Origin of the sequence: Algoriphagus sp. oki45 (genome assembly GCF_036245605.1) — a bacterium.
In the GTDB taxonomy this organism is placed as follows: Bacteria; Bacteroidota; Bacteroidia; order Cytophagales; family Cyclobacteriaceae; genus Algoriphagus.
Map to the genome: position 1 here is coordinate 338,870 of NZ_BTPC01000002.1, position 17,918 is coordinate 356,787.

General features: G+C 45.2%; 14 protein-coding genes. 10 read left to right on the top strand and 4 right to left on the bottom strand.

Features of this window, described 5'->3' with window-relative positions:
• The first annotated feature begins 19 nt into the window (after window positions 1–19).
• Window positions 20–2,200: a hypothetical protein gene (locus AAA942_RS10940; protein WP_338220309.1), complete on the top strand. Its 2,181-nt coding sequence runs from the start codon at window positions 20–22 to the stop codon at window positions 2,198–2,200.
• Window positions 2,201–2,326: 126 nt separating this feature from the next.
• Here the strand turns inward: AAA942_RS10940 and AAA942_RS10945 are convergent, their stop codons facing one another.
• Both AAA942_RS10945 and AAA942_RS10950 read right to left on the bottom strand, forming a co-directional pair.
• On the bottom strand, window positions 2,327–2,794 hold the full coding sequence (locus AAA942_RS10945; protein WP_338220310.1) for a nucleoside triphosphate pyrophosphohydrolase family protein: 468 nt from the start codon (window positions 2,792–2,794) through the stop codon (window positions 2,327–2,329).
• A 77-nt stretch (window positions 2,795–2,871) separates the two neighbouring features.
• On the bottom strand, window positions 2,872–3,627 hold the full coding sequence (locus tag AAA942_RS10950) for a superoxide dismutase (protein WP_338220311.1): 756 nt from the start codon (window positions 3,625–3,627) through the stop codon (window positions 2,872–2,874).
• Between the two features lie 169 nt (window positions 3,628–3,796).
• On the opposite strand from AAA942_RS10950, the gene dapF reads away from it, so the two are divergent.
• The 9 genes from dapF (at window position 3,797) to AAA942_RS10995 (ending at window position 14,241) form a co-directional block, all read left to right on the top strand.
• The gene (gene dapF / locus AAA942_RS10955; RefSeq protein WP_338220312.1) at window positions 3,797–4,582 is read left to right on the top strand and encodes a diaminopimelate epimerase; all 786 of its coding nucleotides are present in this window, start codon (window positions 3,797–3,799) and stop codon (window positions 4,580–4,582) included.
• A 76-nt stretch (window positions 4,583–4,658) separates the two neighbouring features.
• Complete coding sequence (secA, locus tag AAA942_RS10960) at window positions 4,659–8,039, top strand: preprotein translocase subunit SecA (RefSeq protein WP_338220313.1); 3,381 nt, start codon at window positions 4,659–4,661, stop codon at window positions 8,037–8,039.
• A 5-nt stretch (window positions 8,040–8,044) separates the two neighbouring features.
• Window positions 8,045–8,590, top strand: a complete 546-nt coding sequence (locus tag AAA942_RS10965) for a hypothetical protein (RefSeq protein WP_338220314.1) — start codon at window positions 8,045–8,047, stop codon at window positions 8,588–8,590.
• Window positions 8,571–9,758 carry a M20 metallopeptidase family protein gene (locus AAA942_RS10970; protein WP_338220315.1) on the top strand — a complete coding sequence of 396 codons (1,188 nt, stop codon included), beginning with the start codon at window positions 8,571–8,573 and terminating at the stop codon, window positions 9,756–9,758. The genes AAA942_RS10965 and AAA942_RS10970 overlap by 20 nt, the downstream gene beginning before the upstream one ends.
• A 59-nt stretch (window positions 9,759–9,817) precedes the next feature.
• On the top strand, window positions 9,818–10,588 hold the full coding sequence (locus AAA942_RS10975) for a S1/P1 nuclease (protein WP_338220316.1): 771 nt from the start codon (window positions 9,818–9,820) through the stop codon (window positions 10,586–10,588).
• Between the two features lie 76 nt (window positions 10,589–10,664).
• Window positions 10,665–12,536: a tetratricopeptide repeat-containing sensor histidine kinase gene (locus AAA942_RS10980; protein WP_338220317.1), complete on the top strand. Its 1,872-nt coding sequence runs from the start codon at window positions 10,665–10,667 to the stop codon at window positions 12,534–12,536.
• A 12-nt stretch (window positions 12,537–12,548) separates the two neighbouring features.
• Window positions 12,549–13,199: a response regulator transcription factor gene (locus tag AAA942_RS10985; protein WP_338220318.1), complete on the top strand. Its 651-nt coding sequence runs from the start codon at window positions 12,549–12,551 to the stop codon at window positions 13,197–13,199.
• Window positions 13,200–13,282: 83 nt separating this feature from the next.
• Window positions 13,283–13,783 carry a type II RES/Xre toxin-antitoxin system antitoxin gene (gene parS, locus AAA942_RS10990; RefSeq protein WP_338220319.1) on the top strand — a complete coding sequence of 167 codons (501 nt, stop codon included), beginning with the start codon at window positions 13,283–13,285 and terminating at the stop codon, window positions 13,781–13,783.
• Window positions 13,783–14,241, top strand: coding sequence for an RES family NAD+ phosphorylase (locus AAA942_RS10995; RefSeq protein WP_338220320.1), 459 nt, complete (start codon window positions 13,783–13,785; stop codon window positions 14,239–14,241). Before parS ends, AAA942_RS10995 begins: the two co-directional genes overlap by 1 nt.
• A gap of 75 nt (window positions 14,242–14,316) precedes the next feature.
• Here AAA942_RS10995 and AAA942_RS11000 read toward each other — a convergent pair whose 3' ends face one another.
• Window positions 14,317–16,404, bottom strand: a complete 2,088-nt coding sequence (locus AAA942_RS11000) for a protein-disulfide reductase DsbD family protein (protein ID WP_338220321.1) — start codon at window positions 16,402–16,404, stop codon at window positions 14,317–14,319.
• Between the two features lie 88 nt (window positions 16,405–16,492).
• On the bottom strand, window positions 16,493–17,881 hold the full coding sequence (locus AAA942_RS11005; RefSeq protein ID WP_338220322.1) for a dipeptidase: 1,389 nt from the start codon (window positions 17,879–17,881) through the stop codon (window positions 16,493–16,495).
• Window positions 17,882–17,918: the final 37 nt, after the last annotated feature.

Sequence of the window (17,918 nt, forward strand, 5' to 3'; positions counted from 1 at the left end):
TCTTTAAACTTCTTAAATCATGAAAAAAAGAATTTTCTCCTACATTTTTCTAGCCACACTCCTTTGTCTTTCCTGCAATACAGAAGAAGACATCCTTCCCCAAGATCCCGTAAACCCAGATCCTTTGGCAGGATTGGAGACCTACAGCGTGACTGTAGAATTTCCAGAGGGAAAAAGCCCTGATTTGACCGGCGCTTCCCTTTGGTCTTGGGACAAATCCAGTCCGCTGAACGAGCAGAACTCCGGGAAGGTGATGAAATTTCCCTCCGAATCTGCTTTTGCCTATCTTCTGGACAGGCAGGATCGACTCCTTTTAGCTGGAGTGATTGATGCAAATCAGCAAAAATTGGACGTAAGCACCACCGCCAAAACCTTGCTTTTTTGGGGCCTTGGAGGGCCATTTTTCGAGCCTGAACTTGCGCCTCGGTTTTTTGCGGAAGTAGAGTCTTTTCCCATTTGGCCAGAGTGGAAGTCCCAAGTGGATCAGGCTTTTGAAAAGGATCCTTACTTCCTGTCCGATCCCAACCTTGGGCTACTCTTAGGGGAAATGATTAAGGGATTGGATCCTAATTTTCCTGATGCCCGCATCAGTGAGGAGACAAAAGCCTCCGACTTATTGGTGGATGGGGAAATCAAAAGCGGTATCCAAGTATACCAGATCGGATTGAGCCAGTTTGAGATCGCAAACACCTTCAGAAGGCGGGCGACGGGATTTCTCTACAAGACCAAAAGGATAGATGAGTCAGGCAAAGAAGAAGCGATCAATGAATTTCCAGGATCAAGCAATCAGAAGAGTGCGGACAAAATCGTGGAAATCCCCGTGGTCACCGGAATTACCAGCTTTTCGGGAACGGTCTATGAATACCTCTTGGGCAATACGGAGAAGTCCTTTCGGGTCAATACCGATCCCATAGAGATTCCCTTGAATCTGAATGAAAAGGAAGCTACTTGGCAGTTACGGGCCATCGGTATGGGAAAAGGCGGACAAAATCTCAATCAGGCTGAAATCTCCGAGCGGACCAAACTCATGCTTTTGACCTTTACCCTTGATTTTGTCGTGCCTTTGATTGCGGACGGACTTACTGCCAAAGCCACAGCAGCCAAGAATACAGGAGCACCCAAAACACAGCAGGATTTCTGGGAGGCGATGATCATCGCTACCGCGGGCTATCTGGACCAGATGCCCAGCGTCAGCCAAAAAGTACAAAACGGAGAGCTATCCGAGGCGGTCAGGGACTTTTTCACCATCGGCTATAATCAGTTCGGCTCGATTTTTCTTGAGGATTTGGCGCGGGTAGCAGCAGAGACGATTTGGGAAAACGCCCCAGCTAATCTTCCCAAACCTAGTTTGGAAGACTTCAAGCAAAGCGCCATCAGAAAGGCCAAGATTTTGACCACGATCGATCTCATGCTAAAGGGAGCTGACTACGCAAGAAAAGTACATGATATTCAAAGCTCCAGGAGTTTGGAGGTCTTCGAAATCAAGGCGCGGGAGATCGAAACCAATTTGGAGCCAAGAGAATCAAAAGTATCCCCTGAAAACAGCCGGGAGCTGACGGCATTTATCAAGTCCTCTGTAGCAGACGGGCAGGTGATCGAATACGAATGGTCCACCACCGGGAAATTTGGGTACCTATTCGACGATATCCATGAAGGAAAAAGCTTCTCGAGTTCCAAAAACAAAGTGAAGTATTTTGCCTCAGTCAAGGCAGGAAGCGTTCCCACCAACGCAGTCGATACCGTCAAAGTGAGCACATATATCAAGCAGGGCACCAATCGCACCAAAATCGGGCAAGACGTAGCAGTCATCCGAATAGAGGATAAGATACAATTCATAACCAGTTGGGAAATTTGGGTGCCAGTCAGCGAAAGACAAACTCCGCTGTCTCCAACTGGCGTGGAGTATACTATTTCCAACGGGGGATTTGAGGCCAAATTCAGTACAGAAGTAGAACCTAGAGCTTTTCAGTTTCAGCTTATCCGACAGGATGGTACCAGAGGAAATATTGTAAATAAAAATGCCTCCGATTTGGAAAAAGAAGGAAATGCCTATATCTATCGAGTGGGGGTAGGAAGCATTAGAATTGTGAAAACTTACAGCAGGGACGAAAGGAATGAATGGGTGACAAAATTTACCGAAGAACTGGAAGCCAGAAGAAATGTCTACCATTCCCTTGAGGTGACCGTCATACCCAAATAATTTCTCAAAGAAGGACCAAGTCTTCATTGGTCCTTCTTTTTTAGGTATCAAAAAACAAAACGTTTGAAGGTTAATTTTGCAATCCTGAAGAAGAAGACCATTTTTCTCCAGACAAGGAAGTGAAATTTACCTCTCCAATATCCCCTTCAAATCTGCCGGGGAATAGTTTACTGACTTTAAGGTCTTGTGATCCCCTTCTCTGAAAACCAGATATAGGTCCCCCTCCTTTTCGTAGAAGCATGGAGTGCCTTTTGCCTCGTAATGAGCTACCGTAGCTTTTGCTTCTTCCTCCGTTTTGCAGGCTTTACTCATATTGGAGCGCTGTACTTCGTCAAAAAGGGCCTTGAATTTTTCTCCCAAGCCAAACTCCAAAATCGCTCCGGAGAGCACATACTGCAAGTCACACAAGGCATCGGCGATTTCGACCAGATCCTTGTTTTCGATTGCCTCTTCCAATTCTTTGAGTTCTTCAGACAAAAGAGAAACCCGGAGATTGCATCGTGTTTCGGAAGGAATCGTAGGCTCAGGAAGTACAGGGTGCTTGAAGGTTTGATGAAAAAGGGCTACTGAGGTAAGTGACTTAGGGTCTTGCATGATTTAAGGTTGATTTGAGTTTTGAAATAAATGAAAAAGACCGGAAAACCGGCCTTTTCCCAAGGGCTTTTTCCAGCTTAAAGAGCAGCCATATACCGGTCGCTCACTGTATTCCAGTTGATTACATTCCAGAAAGCTGTCACATAATCCGGTCTTCTGTTTTGGTAGTTGAGATAGTAGGCATGCTCCCAAACGTCAATACCTAAAAGAGGGGTTCCTTTGAAATCAGAAATATCCATCAATGGATTATCCTGATTTGGGGTAGATCCCACGGTGAGTTTTTTGTCCTCGCCTACGACTAGCCAAGCCCAGCCTGATCCAAACCGTGTTTTTGCAGCGGTCTCAAACTGCTCGACGAAGGCTTCATAGCTTCCAAAAGCGCTGTTGATTGCCTCTGCAAGCTGCCCTTCTGGCTGCCCGCCTGCATTGGGAGACATGATTTTCCAGAACAATTCATGGTTGAAGTGCCCGCCTCCATTGTTTCTCATTTTGGTAGAATACTGGGAAATATTGGCCAAAAGGTCCTCCAAAGGCTTGTTGGTATCGACATTTTCTTCCCCTATGGCATCGCCCAAATTTTTAGCATATCCGGCAGCATGCTTGGTGTAGTGGATTTCCATGGTCATGGCATCGATATGCGGAGCTAGCGCAGAGAAATCGTAGGCTAGAGGTGTCTGAGAAAAACTGGTCACCAAGATGGCCTTGCTGTCTCCTTTCACTTCACCGGAGCAAGCACTCAGGATGCCCGTTCCTACTAAACTTACCGCAAGACCTGCTTTGGAGGTGTTGGATAAAAATTCCCTTCTGCTCAATCCGTTTTCTAGATTTTTCATGATATAAATAATAAGGTTAATACAGATTCAATGCCTGAAATTAGGCAATCTCGCTAGGATTAAAAATTGATAATCAGACATTCCGTCCGATTTCCTGACATCTTGGTTATGTTTGTAGGCAGATTGGTCCTTGGACAAATTTTTGTCTGGACCATTTAAAATTTTCTCAATGGAAATCACTTTCTATAAATATCAGGGTACGGGCAATGATTTTGTCATGGTCGATGACCGAGGTCGGCGATTTGACGAAAAGAATCTGGGGCTGGTGCGACAGCTTTGTGATCGAAAGTTTGGAATAGGTGCAGATGGGCTGATTCTGATCAGAAATCATCCGGATTTTGATTTTGAGATGATCTATTTCAATGCTGACGGCAGCCAAAGTATGTGTGGAAATGGAGCAAGATGTGCAGTAGCTTTTGCCTCCTTTCTCGGAATCATCTCTTCCAAGACCCGGTTTTTGGCAATCGATGGTCCCCATGAAGCCTTAATTTCCGAAGGCCTAGTGGAGCTTTTGATGGGAAATGTTGATACAATCGAAAGCATGGCGGAGGATTTCTTTGTAAATACCGGATCTCCGCATCATATCCGATTGGTTGAGGATGTTCATACCTATCCCGTGTTCGAAAAAGGAAAAACTATTCGTTATGATTCGGTCTACTCTCCGGGAGGGACCAATGTCAATTTCTTTCAGCCGCTCGCTGAGGATGAAATATTCGTTCGGACCTATGAGCGTGGAGTGGAAAATGAAACCCTCTCCTGTGGCACGGGTGTGACTGCAGCGGCCTTAGCTTTTGGATCCAAAAACAATCAAAACTTAATCAAAATCAACACCCTGGGAGGAAAGCTTTCCGTTAAATTCCAGATGGGGAAAAAAGGAGGTTTTGAGAATATCTGGCTTATTGGCCCGGCTGAGCAGGTCTTTTCCGGCAAAATAAGCCTTCCGCCAAACCTGTAGAACCGGATGGTTAATTATCAATTCTAATAAAAAGGAATTAATTTTAAAGCCCTATTTGGGGATTCAATACACAAACATGCTAGAATTTATTGCAAAAGGATTGGCCAAAGTATTCGGCACCAAGTCCGACAGAGATATCAAGGAACTGCTTCCAAGAGTAAAAGAAATCAATGAGATTTTTTCAGGCCTAAGCCGCTTGTCTGATGATGAGCTAAGAGCAAAAACTACAGAAATCCGGTCAGTGATCAATGAAAGGCTCAAATCCATCGATAATCAAATCGTGGAGATTCGAGCTCAGATCGAAGGTCTTCCAGTAGATGCGATCCAGCAAAAAGATCAACTCTTCAATCAGATCGACAAGCTGGAAAAAGATAGGGATACCGAGCTGGAAAAAGTCCTGGACGAAGTCATGACTCAGTCTTTTGCAGTGGTGAAAGAGACTGCGCGAAGATTCAAAGAAAACGGAAAGCTGGAAGTGTCAGCTACGCTTCGGGATCGAGAACTTGCAGCCAGCAAATCCAATGTAGTCATCGAAGGTGAAAAAGCCATCTGGCACAACAAGTGGATGGCAGCAGGCAATGAGGTAGTCTGGGATATGGTACACTACGATGTGCAGCTGATCGGAGGGATGGTGCTGCATAAGGGCAAAATTGCCGAGATGGCCACCGGGGAAGGAAAGACCTTAGTGTCTACCCTGCCGGCATTCTTGAATGCGCTATCTGGTCGTGGAGTCCATTTGGTGACCGTCAATGACTACCTGGCCAAGCGGGATTCCGAATGGAATGCCCCTCTTTTTGAATTCCATGGACTCACTGTAGACTGCATAGACAAGTATCAGCCTAATTCTCCGGGAAGAAAAAAAGCCTATGGGTCAGACATCGTCTACGGTACCAACAATGAATTTGGCTTTGATTACCTGCGGGACAATATGGCTCGTGAGGCCGGAGACTTGGTGCAGGGCAAGCACCACTTTGCCATGGTGGATGAGGTGGACTCGGTTTTGATCGATGATGCAAGGACCCCATTGATTATTTCAGGTCCGGTTCCCCGTGGAGATGTGCATGAGTTTGATGCGATGAAGCCAAGAGTTTCGGCTTTGGTTGATGAGCAGCGGAAACTGGTACAGGGCTTTTTGGCACAGGCCAAAAAGCAAATTGCTGACGGAAACGAAAAAGAAGGAGGATTGGCCCTATTCAGAGCTTATCGGGGTATTCCAAAATATAAGCCCTTGATCAAATACCTCTCCGAACCGGGGATTCGGGTGATTCTTCAAAAGACTGAGAATTACTACCTCCAGGACAACAAGAGAAACATGCCTGAGGCGGATGAGCCTCTGTTTTTTACCATTGACGAAAAGAGCAATGTGGTCGATCTGACCGATAGAGGGATTGAAGCCATGACTTCCAAAAATGAAGACCCGACGTTCTTTATACTACCGGATATCGGAGTAGTCATCGCCGAATTGGAAAAAGACGAAAGTCTGGATGACAAAGAAAAACTTATCCGAAAAGAAGAGGTCATCAAGGATTATGGGGTAAAAGCCCAAAGAATTCACACCGTTAACCAGTTGCTCAAAGCCTATTGTATGTTTGAGCGGGATACGGAGTACATTTTGGTTGATGGCAAAGTGAAAATCGTAGATGAGCAGACTGGCCGGGTAATGGAAGGACGTCGCTATTCCGATGGACTCCATCAGGCTATCGAGGCTAAGGAAAATGTAAAAGTGGAGGATGCTACTCAGACCTATGCCACGATTACGCTGCAGAATTACTTCCGGATGTACCACAAGCTGGCTGGTATGACCGGTACTGCGGAAACAGAAGCTGGAGAGTTCTGGGAAATTTACAAGCTGGATGTGGTGGTGATTCCTACCAATAAGCCAATCATCCGAGCTGACCGGGAAGATAAGGTGTACAAGACCGTCAGGGAAAAATTCAATGCCGTCACAGACGAAATCAACGAATTAGTCGCAGCCGGAAGGCCCGTATTGGTGGGTACCACTTCTGTGGAGATTTCCGAAGTATTGAGCAGAATGCTCACCCTGAAGAAAATTCCTCATCAGGTACTCAATGCAAAGCAACACGCCAGAGAGGCCGATATCGTAGCCGAGGCCGGAAAACCGGGAACCGTGACCATTGCAACCAACATGGCCGGACGGGGAACGGATATCAAATTGACCCCGGAATCAAGAAAGGCTGGCGGTTTGGCCATCATCGGTACCGAAAGACATGAATCAAGACGGGTAGACCGTCAGCTCAGAGGTCGTTCCGGGCGTCAGGGAGATGTGGGTTCATCCCAGTTTTTTGTCTCCCTCGAAGATTCCCTGATGCGATTGTTTGGCTCGGATCGAATCGCCAAGTTGATGGACCGAATGGGTCTAGAAGAGGGCGAGGTGATTCAGCACAGCATGATTACCAAGTCCATTGAGCGTGCTCAGCGTAAGGTAGAGGAAAACAACTTCGGTACCAGAAAGCGTCTTTTGGAATACGATGACGTGATGAATTCCCAGCGGGAAGTGGTTTATAAGCGCCGAAGAAATGCGCTCAAAGGCGAACGGCTGGAGTTGGATATCCTCAATATTCTTTTCGATGTCTGCGAAAGCTTGATCGGGATGGGTAAATCCACAGAGGATACCGAAAATCTGAGAATGAACATCTTCACTACCATTGGGGTAGATTATCACATTTCTGAAAATGACCTGAAAAGCAAAAGTGCTGAGGCTTTGACCCAGGAGCTTTACAAGGTGGCTTTTGAAAACTACTCCAAGAAAAATGAATTGATCAGGCAGACTGCTCTTCCGATTTTCCAGAGGGTATTTGAGGAAAGAGGAGCTACCGTAAAGGACATCATGGTGCCGATCACCGATGGCATCAAGCAGATTGGTGTGGTTTGCAACTTGGAATCAACGCTGAAGTCCGAAGGCAGAGAATTGATCAGGGCTATTGAGAAAAATGTGACTCTAGCCATTATCGATCAAAACTGGAAAGAACATCTCCGGGATATGGACGACCTGAAGCAGTCGGTTCAGAATGCGGTTTACGAACAAAAAGACCCACTTTTGATTTACAAATTTGAGGCTTTTGAAATGTTCAAGCGCTTTATCGGAAAGCTGAACGAGGACATGATTTCCTTCTTGACTCGGGCTGATTTGCCTAAGCAGGACCCGCAACAGGTACAGCAGGCCCAAGCACAGCGTGCGGCCGAACCTAAAGTTCAAGCTTCCAAAGCAGAGGTAGGCAGTAGCCTAAATCCGGGTGCAGGAAGAGCCGCAGTAGCGGCTGCCAACGCAGGTAGACCAGCACCTCAGGTAGTGGCACCTCGAAAGTCTGAAAAATCTTATGGCAGAAATGACAAAGTCTCTGTTCAATACACCAATGGCACGACCAAGACCGATGTCAAATACAAAGCTGTAGAGCAGGATATCGCGGACGGAAAATGCGTGGTAATAGAAAACTAAAGCTCATGAAAATCAATTGGGGAATCTTCTTGGTTATTTTAGTCATGGTGGGCTGTAAGTCTTCCCAGACGGGTAATACCTCCGGGGCAGATGTTTATGCCAACTACCAAGAAGATCTTTCCATGACCTTGACTGAGTACGAAGATTTTGAAGAAAAGCTGAGCAACCAAAAGAGTGAGGAGATGGAAATCTCTGTTCAGGCTGTTGACAATCAGTTGCTGGAACTTCAAAAGAAAGGATTCGAAAAGAACAAATCTGAGCTCTATTTCAGCGGCTACACGGTTCTGGTTTATTCCGGAGTAAACCGGGATCAGGCGTTCAAGACTCAGGAGGACCTCAATACTTATTTTCCGGATATCAAAGCCGAAATGCAATACCAGCAGCCTAGGTATTTACTGAAAATCGGCCGGTACGCTTACAAGTTTGAGGCGCAAAAAGTGTTTTCCCAAATCAAGGGCTCTTTCCCTACCGCACGAATTATCCAGGATAGATTCCAGAGAAAAGAATACGTCTCGCCTACAACAGACTCGAATGCTGAAAGACAGAATTAAATCTTTGGCAAAAGCCTACAAGGAGGAAATTATTTCTACAAGAAGGCATTTGCATGCTCATCCTGAACTCTCATTTCAGGAATTTGAGACGGCGGCTTTTGTCAAAAAAAGACTGGGAGAAATAGGAATAACGGAAGTGGAGTCCAAGGCCAATACAGGCTGGGCAGCACTGATCAAGGGTAAAAATCCAGACAAAAAAGTAGTGGCTCTTCGGGCAGATATGGACGCGCTCCCTATTGTGGAGGCCAATGATGTTCCCTACAAATCCCAAAATCTGGGGGTAATGCATGCCTGTGGTCACGATGCACATACTGCATCTCTTTTGGGAGCAGCCAAAATTCTAAATGAAGTAAAAGATCAATTCGAGGGGACAATCAAGCTAATTTTTCAGCCAGGTGAAGAGTTGGTTCCCGGAGGAGCATCTTTGATGATTAAGGATAAAGTGCTCGAAAACCCACGACCTGCTTCGATCATCGGACAGCATGTCATGCCTTTTATTCCTGCTGGGAAAGTGGGATTCCGCCCAGGTTTGTACATGGCAAGTACAGATGAAATCTACATCACAGTGAGCGGTAAAGGTGGTCATGGAGCGATGCCGGAGACGTTTATTGACCCGGTGCTGATCTCCTCTCACTTAATTGTGGCTTTGCAGCAGATTGTCAGTCGGGTAGCCAATCCAAAGATTCCCTCTGTACTTTCTTTTGGACGAATAGAAGGCTTGGGCGCTACCAATGTGATTCCAAATGAAGTGAAAATCCAAGGGACTTTCCGTACCCTGGATGAGGAGTGGAGGGCAAAAGCTCATCAAAAAATGCTGCAAATCGCTCATGGCATTGTCGAAGGCATGGGAGGAAAGTTGGATTTTGAGATCAGAAAAGGCTATCCTTTTCTCAAAAATGATCCAGAGCTTACTTTAAGGTCAATGGATGCTGCCAGAGAATTTCTTGGAGAGGAAAATGTCCTCGATTTGGATATTTGGATGGCAGCGGAGGATTTTGCCTTTTTCTCACAGGAAATCGACGGCTGCTTCTATAGACTGGGTACCCGAAATGAGGAAAAGGGCATCGTTTCCGGAGTTCATACGCCCACCTTTGATATTGAAGAAGACGCTTTGGAAATCGGCGCAGGCTTGATGGCTTGGCTTGCTGTTTCCGAGTTAGCATATTGATAAACTAGAACTAATCCCAAATTGAAGGCGAGGAGATATCTTCGCTTTTTTAATTCCCTATGAAAACAAGAATAACAGCAATTCTAACTATGGTCATGGTTTTGGCCGGTTCTCAGGCTTTTGCCTGGGGACAATTGGGTCATTATTTGATCGGTCTCATGGCTGAGAAGCAAATGAAAAGATCCACACTCAAAAAGGTAGAAAAAGTTCTCTACCCGATGTCTTTGGGCAGAAGCGGGACTTGGATGGATGAAATCCGCTCTGATCGAGCCTATGACTATGCGACTACTTGGCACTACCTGACCAGTAAAAATGGGGAATACGACCCCGAGATTCAGGAGAAAGACGGAGATGCATTTGAAGCGATCCAAAGGCTGAAAGAGGAATTGAAAAAAGGGGGACTGGACCCAAAAACGGAGGCAGAAAAGCTCAAAATGCTGATCCATATGGTGGAAGACATTCATCAGCCCCTGCATGTCGGTACTGGAGAAGACCGTGGAGGGAATGACGTAAAAATTGAGTTTTTTGGTCAGCCCACCAATCTCCATGCGCTTTGGGACAGTGGAATGATCGAGCGGCAGGGAATGAGCTATTCCGAAATCGGAGAAGAACTCTATCGTAGATTGACTCCTGAAATGAAATCAAAGTACCGTTCGGCGAGCATGGAAGACTGGCTGAAGGAGGCTGTCAGCTATCGTCCGATGGTATACAATCTTCCTGAAAACAAGCGGATCAGCTATCAATACATGTATGAGAATTATTCTATCGCTGAAGAAAGACTCATTGCAGCCAGTGTGAGGTTGGCGCAGATCCTGGAAGAGATTTACTAAAGGGGCGAATTCTAATTCTTTACGGCTTTTTTCTTTGGAGAGGAAAGCCGTTTTTTTATCTTCATTTCTTTCCGGAATGAGTGATATGCTGCGACGTATTTTCCTTGCTTTGCTTTTACTTCCTTCTTTTTTCTCTTCTTATTCTCAGGATATTTCCAAGAGATTGGAGGCTGCCTTGAGTCAAAAGGATTCTGCAAGGCTAATTTTCGAAGAAAAACTCATCCAACTACCCACTCAGAGAGATTCTGGTCTGTATTTCTATTTTTTGGGGCGATATCAAAGAACAAAAGGCGAAAGAAGAGAAGCGGTTAAGTCTAACCTCAAGGCTTTGGAGCTGCTAAAACTGGAAGAGGATTCCTATTATTTTATTCGGGCATACAACAATTTGACCTATTTGGAGTCCATTCTCGGAGATTGGGAGAAGGCCATGCTCTATGGACAAAAAGCTTTGGAAAGCGCCAGGGCTGTAGGAGACTCCAATCGGATGGCCTATTCCTATGCCGATATTTCCATCGTATACCATGACATGGAGCAGTATGACAAAGGAGTCGAGTTTTCCAAAAAGGGATTGGAAATTTTGGGTGAGTACTCTGACCCAAGTCCTCAGGTCAAGGCTTTTACGCTTAACGCTGTTGGGATTAATTTTGACGATTGGAATCAGCCGGATTCCGCTCTCTATTACCACTATCAGGTGCTGGATCTCTACCCCCAGATGGACAGTTCCTCCTTTACCAACACCTTCAATAATATCGGAAATACCCTGCTCAAACAGGGGAAATTTATTGAAGCCAAGAAGTGGATTGATATTTCCCTTTACTACAACACCAAGTCAGGGGATAAGTACAAGATCGCCTCGAATTACAATAATCTAGCGACAATTGCGTACAACATAGGCGATTTTTCCAAAGCTGAAACGCTCATGGATTCTACGTACAAGTATGTGGTTCTCTCTGAATCCAGAGAGAAGCTACGGGATTATTTGTATGATCAATTCCGTTTTCAGCAGAAAAAAGGGGATTTAAAGCAGGCGATTTCTTATTTGGAAAGATATTCTGAGCTTAAAGATTCGATTTTTAAAGAAGACCGGGTGCGGATGATTGGGGAGATTCAAACCCTTTATGAGGTGGAAGCCAAAGAAAGAGAATTGGCCGAATCCCGGGCCGCCTTGGCAGAGGAGGAAGTGAAGTCCAAGTCAAGAAATGTCCTTCTTTTGATTCTTTTATTAGGATTTTTGATAGTTCTTGGCACCTCTTTTTTCATTTATTACCGGCAGAAAAACAAAAACAGACATCTGGAACAGGAAGCCAAGCTTCAGGCTGTTTTTGCGGAGCAGGAAACTCAAAAACGGCTCAATGATCAGCGAAACCGCATAGCTGCTGAGCTGCATGACAATATTGGTGCACAGTTGACTTTTATTGTCTCTTCGCTCAATCACTTGAAGTTTGCTGATTTTGGCAAGGAAGTTTTAGGGAAAAAGATCGATCAGATCTCAGATTTTACGGTGGAAACAGTCAATGAACTTCGGGATACCATTTGGGCGATGAATAAAGATGCCATCTCCCTGGAGGATCTTCAGTTGAGACTTGCTGGATTGATCCAAAAGGCGAAGGATTTTTGTCCCCAGGTAAACTTTGAACTTAAAATGGATGAGGGTTTGGATACACAAATTCAGTTAAATTCTCTGGAAGGAATCAACCTTTATCGAATCGCACAGGAAGCGCTTAACAATGCAATTAAATATGCTGAGGCTGAGAGAATAGAAATTTTCATTGCTCAAAACGGTGAAAACCAAATCAGTCTTTCCGTAATGGATAATGGAAAAGGCTTTGATGAGCACAGTCTGGAAGGTAATGGAATGAGTACCATGCGAAGTCGGGCAGAGCGAATAGGAAAGGAATTGAAAGTGGAGACTCAGCCAGGTTCAGGTACACTAGTAAGTGTCGGTTAAACTGATGAAAAGATGAAAATAAAAATTGCAATTGCTGAAGATAACAGCTTTTTGCTGAAAGCGGTCCGGGATAAGCTTGCCCTATTTGAGGACTTGGAGGTCAAGTTTTGGGCGATGAATGGTGAGGAGCTGCTTAAAAAGCTGGAAGAGGATTCCAATGTTCAGTTGATTTTGATGGATATCGAAATGCCCAAAATGAATGGAATCGAAGCTGTTGGAAAAGTGACTCAAAAGTACCCTCAGATTAAAATCATTATGCTCACCGTTTTTGATAACGACGAGAATATTTTCAAAGCGATCCAAGCTGGGGCAAATGGGTATTTTTTGAAAGAGGTGGATCCACCTACTCTCCATCGGGGCATTTTGGATACATTGGAGGGAGGGGCAGCGATGACGCCTTCGATCGCAATGAAGGCCTTGAAGCTCCTTCGTAATCCACCCAATTTTGAAGAGGCCAAAGAAGAAATCAATTTGACAGCAAGAGAAATTGAAATTCTGGAACAAACCTCCAAAGGGCTCAATTACAACCAAATTGGTGAAAACCTATTCATTTCACCCAAAACCGTCCGCAAGCATATCGAGAATATTTACGCCAAACTTCAAGTCCACAACAAAATGGAGGCTGTCCAAAAAGCTGTTAAAAACCGGATTATTGAAGGTTGATTTTTAGGGATTGTAGAAAAAATCAGGTAATCGGGAAACTTTTTTGGAAAAATGTCGTAATTTTAAAGACAAATTTCTGAGACATGAGTGATTCTGATTTTCAACACATCAATATGGTGGCAGAGGAGATAGCGACCTATGTCACCAGCCTTCCTCGTTATTCTCGTTACCCTACCTTGAAAGGGGTTCCGTTGACCCGTTTTTTTTCAGATCGGATGATGGTGATTGATGTGATCCGACAGGGGATTCCGACCTCGCTTTTTATGGCCATCAAAGAGATGACCCCTTTTTCAGATCAAGAATGGTCTGATTTCTTGGACATATCTCTCAAATCGTTACAGCGGTATAAGAAGGAATCCGATTATATTTTTCGATCCATTCACTCAGAGAAAATCATTGAGCTGATGGAAGTGACTGCGGTGGGTTTGGAGGTATTTGATTCAGGGGTGGATTTTGCTTCATGGCTTAATTCCAATAGCCATGCCCTCGGTAATCGACGTCCGATTGAGCTGTTGCGGAATTCCTACGGCAAAGAATTGGTGGTCAATGAGCTTCACAGGATCGATCAAGGCGTATTTGTCTGATGCGGGTTTTTCGACTGATTCGGAAAAAGTATGGAATAGAACTGTCCGGAAAGGGGGCGGCTCTTTGTGGCAACCGATGGAATTCCAAAGGAACTGAGCTGATTTATTGTGCAGACAGTAGGGCTTTGGCCATGGCTGAAGTGGCGGTTCACCTTTCCTTATCCATTTTGCCAAAAGATTATGTGAGGGTGGAGATTGAGATCCCTAGTTATCTTTCTATCTCAATCCTTTCCAAAGAAACTTTACCTTCCAATTGGAGCAGTTTTCCGCATGTTTTGGAGACACAGCAGATTGGCGATGCATTTGTAGCTGAACGCAAAAACTGCGTTCTGAAAGTACCTTCAGCCGTGGTTCCGGGTGATTTTAACTTTTTGATCAATCCGCAACATCCGGATTTCCCAGCGATCCAAATTGTCGGTCAGGAAGACTTTCCTTTTGATTCGAGGCTTTTTCAATGATCATCCCGATAGCTATCGGGACAAACTCAATTTTAAATACTCAAGGATTTTCCTCTTTTGAACATTGAAAATTGATCATTGCTTATTGAATATTTTCTTCGCCCCATCCAAAAACTCCACAAAAGCACCGATATCTGTATTGTATCCCCTCGGCTTAGCCAAAAGCTGTTCATTATGATCTAGAATCACATAATACGGCTGGGCATTGTTGTTGAATCGGGTGATCTGGAAATCCGCGTTTTGCTTGCCCAGTGTTTTTTTCACTTTGCCATCATAGCTCGAGGTGTACCACTCGCTTTCCGGAAGTTCCAGTCGCTCGTCGATGTAGAGTGCGACCATCACAAAATCATTTTTCAGCCGAGCCAAAACCTGCGGATCCGACCAGACATTTTCTTCCATCTTTCGGCAATTCACACAGCCATGTCCAGTGAAGTCAATCAAGAGTGGCTTTCCTGCTTTTTTTGCAGCAGCCAAAGCCTCCTCGTATTCGAAATACCCTTCGATTCCAAAGGGAATGTGAAGGATGTCTCCATACTTCACTGATTTGGGAGAAGTAGTGGAAGTGCTTCCGACTTCTCCAATTTTAAACTGCTGGGTGGTCAAAGGAGGCAAATAGCCACTGAGGTATTTGAGTGGAGCTCCGAAAAGACCCGGAATCATATAGACCACAAACATGAAAGTCAGCAAGGCTAAAAGCAGTCTGGGTACACTGATGTATTCCAACTTGGAATCGTGCGGAAGTCGGATTTTTCCCAATAAATACAATCCCAAAGCCCCAAATATTACAATCCAGATGACGAGGAAAATATCCCGATCCAAAATGCCCCAATGGTACACCAGGTCGGCAATGGAGAGGAATTTGAATGCCAAGGCAAGTTCCAAAAAACCCAAAACCACTTTCACGGAGTTTAACCAACCGCCGGATTTTGGGAGTCTTTGCATCCATTCAGGGAAAATCGCAAACAAGGTAAACGGAATCGCAAAGGCCAATCCGAAAGAGAACATGCCCAAAACCGGCTTGACTAATTCTCCACCAGCCGATGAGATCAAAATCGACCCTACAATCGGCCCAGTACAGGAGAAGGATACCAATACCAAGGTAAAGGCCATAAAGAAAACACCTGCCAATCCACCTTGTTCGGATTTTGCATCGACTTTATTCACCAAACTGGAAGGCAAGGTTAATTCAAACATGCCCAAAAAGGCCAAGGCGAAGAAGATAAAGATGCCGAAGAAAAAGAGATTGGGAATCCAGTGGGTTGCTAACCAATTGGCGAACTCAGGACCCTGAATTGCCGCAACAGCGGTACCTGCCACAGTATAGATCGCAATGATGGATATCCCATAAATAAATGCCTGACGGATTCCCTCGGATCGTTTTTTGGATCGACCGGTAAAGAAGCTTACCGTCATCGGAATCATCGGAAACACACAAGGAGTCAAAAGAGCCGCTAATCCAGCCAAAAAAGCCAAGACCATAAAGCCCCAAAGTGATTCAGTTTCGCCTTCGGCAGTGAAGTCTTGAGGCTCTGAAATGACTTCTGTATCGGTTTCTGCCAAAGCAAACGGAGTTTCTGTAGCTATCGAATCCTGAGAAATAATTGCTGTATCTGCTTTACTTTCTTCAAAACTGGTTGGAGCGGCTTCTTCAATGGATGCTTGTGGCTTTGGAGCTCCTTCTTTAGCTATAAACTCAATTTCTATATCCTGCTCGTAATTGATGCACTGCCCAGTTAGGTCAGAGCACATTTGGTATTCGAGAGAGCCTTTGATAGTTCCGGAAGTGACTTTGATAGTGATCGGCTGCTCAAAACGCCCTTTTCCCATGAAATAGGTCACATCACCTTCCCAAACCTCGTCAAACTTCTTCTTGGGATTAATGGCTTCCAGCTTGGAGGCTATCGCAAAATTTCCTGATTCGGCAGGAACGAATTCGGTCAAAAGTGGTCCCAGATCCTTGTCAAAATCATTGGAATAGACATACCACCCCATGGGAATCTCCGCCTCCATGATCACCGTGGCATTTTCTCCTACTTGCAAGGTCGATGGCTCAAGAGTAAAGGTCCACTTGGGAGGCTTCACCAATTGAGCTTGGGCAAAGAAGGAGATCAAAAGAAAAACCGGAAGCAGGAGCCTACCGATCTTTTGAGAATTTGGGGTCATGTGAGGTGATGATTTACTCTGGCAAACAGGGAATAAGGTCTTCAGGTTCGAAATTAAGTCCTTGACCAAGGGCTTTTGGCGACTTTGATCACTTTCCGCTGAGAATTCTGAAGTGCTTGAAGAACGCTGCTATGGTCTCGATGCCGATGAAATAGTTTTTCACCCCGTAATGCTCATTTGGAGAATGAAGGGCATCGGTATCCAAGCCAAATCCAAACAAAATCGGATCGCTTCCTAATTCTTTCTGGAACAGAGCCACAATCGGAATCGAGCCACCTTCACGGGTTGGGATTGGTCTTTTTCCAAAGGTTTCCTCCATCGCTGCTTCCGCTGCCTGATAGCCGATCGATGAATCAGACACTACTGCAGGAGCACCACCATGGTGAGCTTTAACTTTTACTTTGACGGATTTGGGTGCGATGGCTTTGAAATGCGCTTCGAAAAGCTGGGCAATTTCATGCCAATTTTGATCCGGAACGAGGCGCATCGAGATTTTTGCATAAGCCTTTGAAGGCAATACGGTCTTCGCGCCTTCTCCGGTGTACCCACCCCAGATGCCATTTACATCGAGGGTTGGTCTGATGCCCACTCGCTCGATGGTAGTGAAGCCTTTTTCCCCATGGACATCCTCGATGTCGAGTTTGCCTTTGTATTCTTCAAGGTCAAAAGGCGCTTCATTCAGTCGCTGACGCTGCTCTTGGGTCAATTCCTGGACCTTGTCATAAAAACCGGGAATGGTGATGTGCTCATTTTCATCCTTGAGCGAGGCGATCATTTTGCATAGTACATTGATCGGGTTGGCAACGGCGCCTCCGTAAGTACCCGAGTGAAGATCTCTGTTTGCACCGGTCACTTCCACTTCCATGTAGGTCAGTCCTCTCAAGCCTACTGTAATGGAGGGGTCTTTCATGGAGATCATGTGGGTATCCGAGATCAAAATGACATCTGACTTCAACTTTTCCTTGTTGGCTAGGACAAAACCCTCTAGGTTGTCAGAACCCACTTCTTCTTCCCCTTCGATCATAAATTTGACATTGCAGGGCAGATCTCCGGATGCCATCATGGCTTCGAAAGCCTTGACATGCATATAAAATTGTCCTTTGTCATCGGCAGATCCTCGGGCAAAAATGGCTCCTTCGGGATGTATTGCAGTTTTTTTGATGACGGGTTCGAAAGGGGGAGAATCCCAAAGTTCATACGGATCTGCCGGCTGCACATCGTAGTGGCCGTAGATCAATACGGTAGGGAGAGATGGATCAATGATTTTTTCCCCATAGACGATCGGGTAGCCCGGAGTCTCGCAGATTTCGGCTACATCGGCCCCGGCTTTTTCCAAAGATTCTTTGACAAATTGAGCTGCCGCAAAGACATCATTTTTGAATTTGGGATCGGCACTCACGGAAGGAATGCGAAGAAGATCCAAGAGCTCATTGAGGAAGCGGTCTTTGTTTTTTTCAATAAATGAAGTGGCAGACATATTTGGGTAAGTTTAAGTTCTAAAGGCCTCAAAATTA

What these genes read in the sequence shown, in the direction of transcription:
- AAA942_RS10940 (WP_338220309.1), top strand. Translation starts at nt 20, where the DNA reads ATGAAAAAAAGAATTTTCTCCTACATTTTTCTAGCCACACTCCTTTGT.
- AAA942_RS10945 (WP_338220310.1), bottom strand. Translation starts at nt 2,794, where the DNA reads ATGCAAGACCCTAAGTCACTTACCTCAGTAGCCCTTTTTCATCAAACC.
- AAA942_RS10950 (WP_338220311.1), bottom strand. Translation starts at nt 3,627, where the DNA reads ATGAAAAATCTAGAAAACGGATTGAGCAGAAGGGAATTTTTATCCAAC.
- dapF (WP_338220312.1), top strand. Translation starts at nt 3,797, where the DNA reads ATGGAAATCACTTTCTATAAATATCAGGGTACGGGCAATGATTTTGTC.
- secA (WP_338220313.1), top strand. Translation starts at nt 4,659, where the DNA reads ATGCTAGAATTTATTGCAAAAGGATTGGCCAAAGTATTCGGCACCAAG.
- AAA942_RS10965 (WP_338220314.1), top strand. Translation starts at nt 8,045, where the DNA reads ATGAAAATCAATTGGGGAATCTTCTTGGTTATTTTAGTCATGGTGGGC.
- AAA942_RS10970 (WP_338220315.1), top strand. Translation starts at nt 8,571, where the DNA reads ATGCTGAAAGACAGAATTAAATCTTTGGCAAAAGCCTACAAGGAGGAA.
- AAA942_RS10975 (WP_338220316.1), top strand. Translation starts at nt 9,818, where the DNA reads ATGAAAACAAGAATAACAGCAATTCTAACTATGGTCATGGTTTTGGCC.
- AAA942_RS10980 (WP_338220317.1), top strand. Translation starts at nt 10,665, where the DNA reads ATGAGTGATATGCTGCGACGTATTTTCCTTGCTTTGCTTTTACTTCCT.
- AAA942_RS10985 (WP_338220318.1), top strand. Translation starts at nt 12,549, where the DNA reads ATGAAAATAAAAATTGCAATTGCTGAAGATAACAGCTTTTTGCTGAAA.
- parS (WP_338220319.1), top strand. Translation starts at nt 13,283, where the DNA reads ATGAGTGATTCTGATTTTCAACACATCAATATGGTGGCAGAGGAGATA.
- AAA942_RS10995 (WP_338220320.1), top strand. Translation starts at nt 13,783, where the DNA reads ATGCGGGTTTTTCGACTGATTCGGAAAAAGTATGGAATAGAACTGTCC.
- AAA942_RS11000 (WP_338220321.1), bottom strand. Translation starts at nt 16,404, where the DNA reads ATGACCCCAAATTCTCAAAAGATCGGTAGGCTCCTGCTTCCGGTTTTT.
- AAA942_RS11005 (WP_338220322.1), bottom strand. Translation starts at nt 17,881, where the DNA reads ATGTCTGCCACTTCATTTATTGAAAAAAACAAAGACCGCTTCCTCAAT.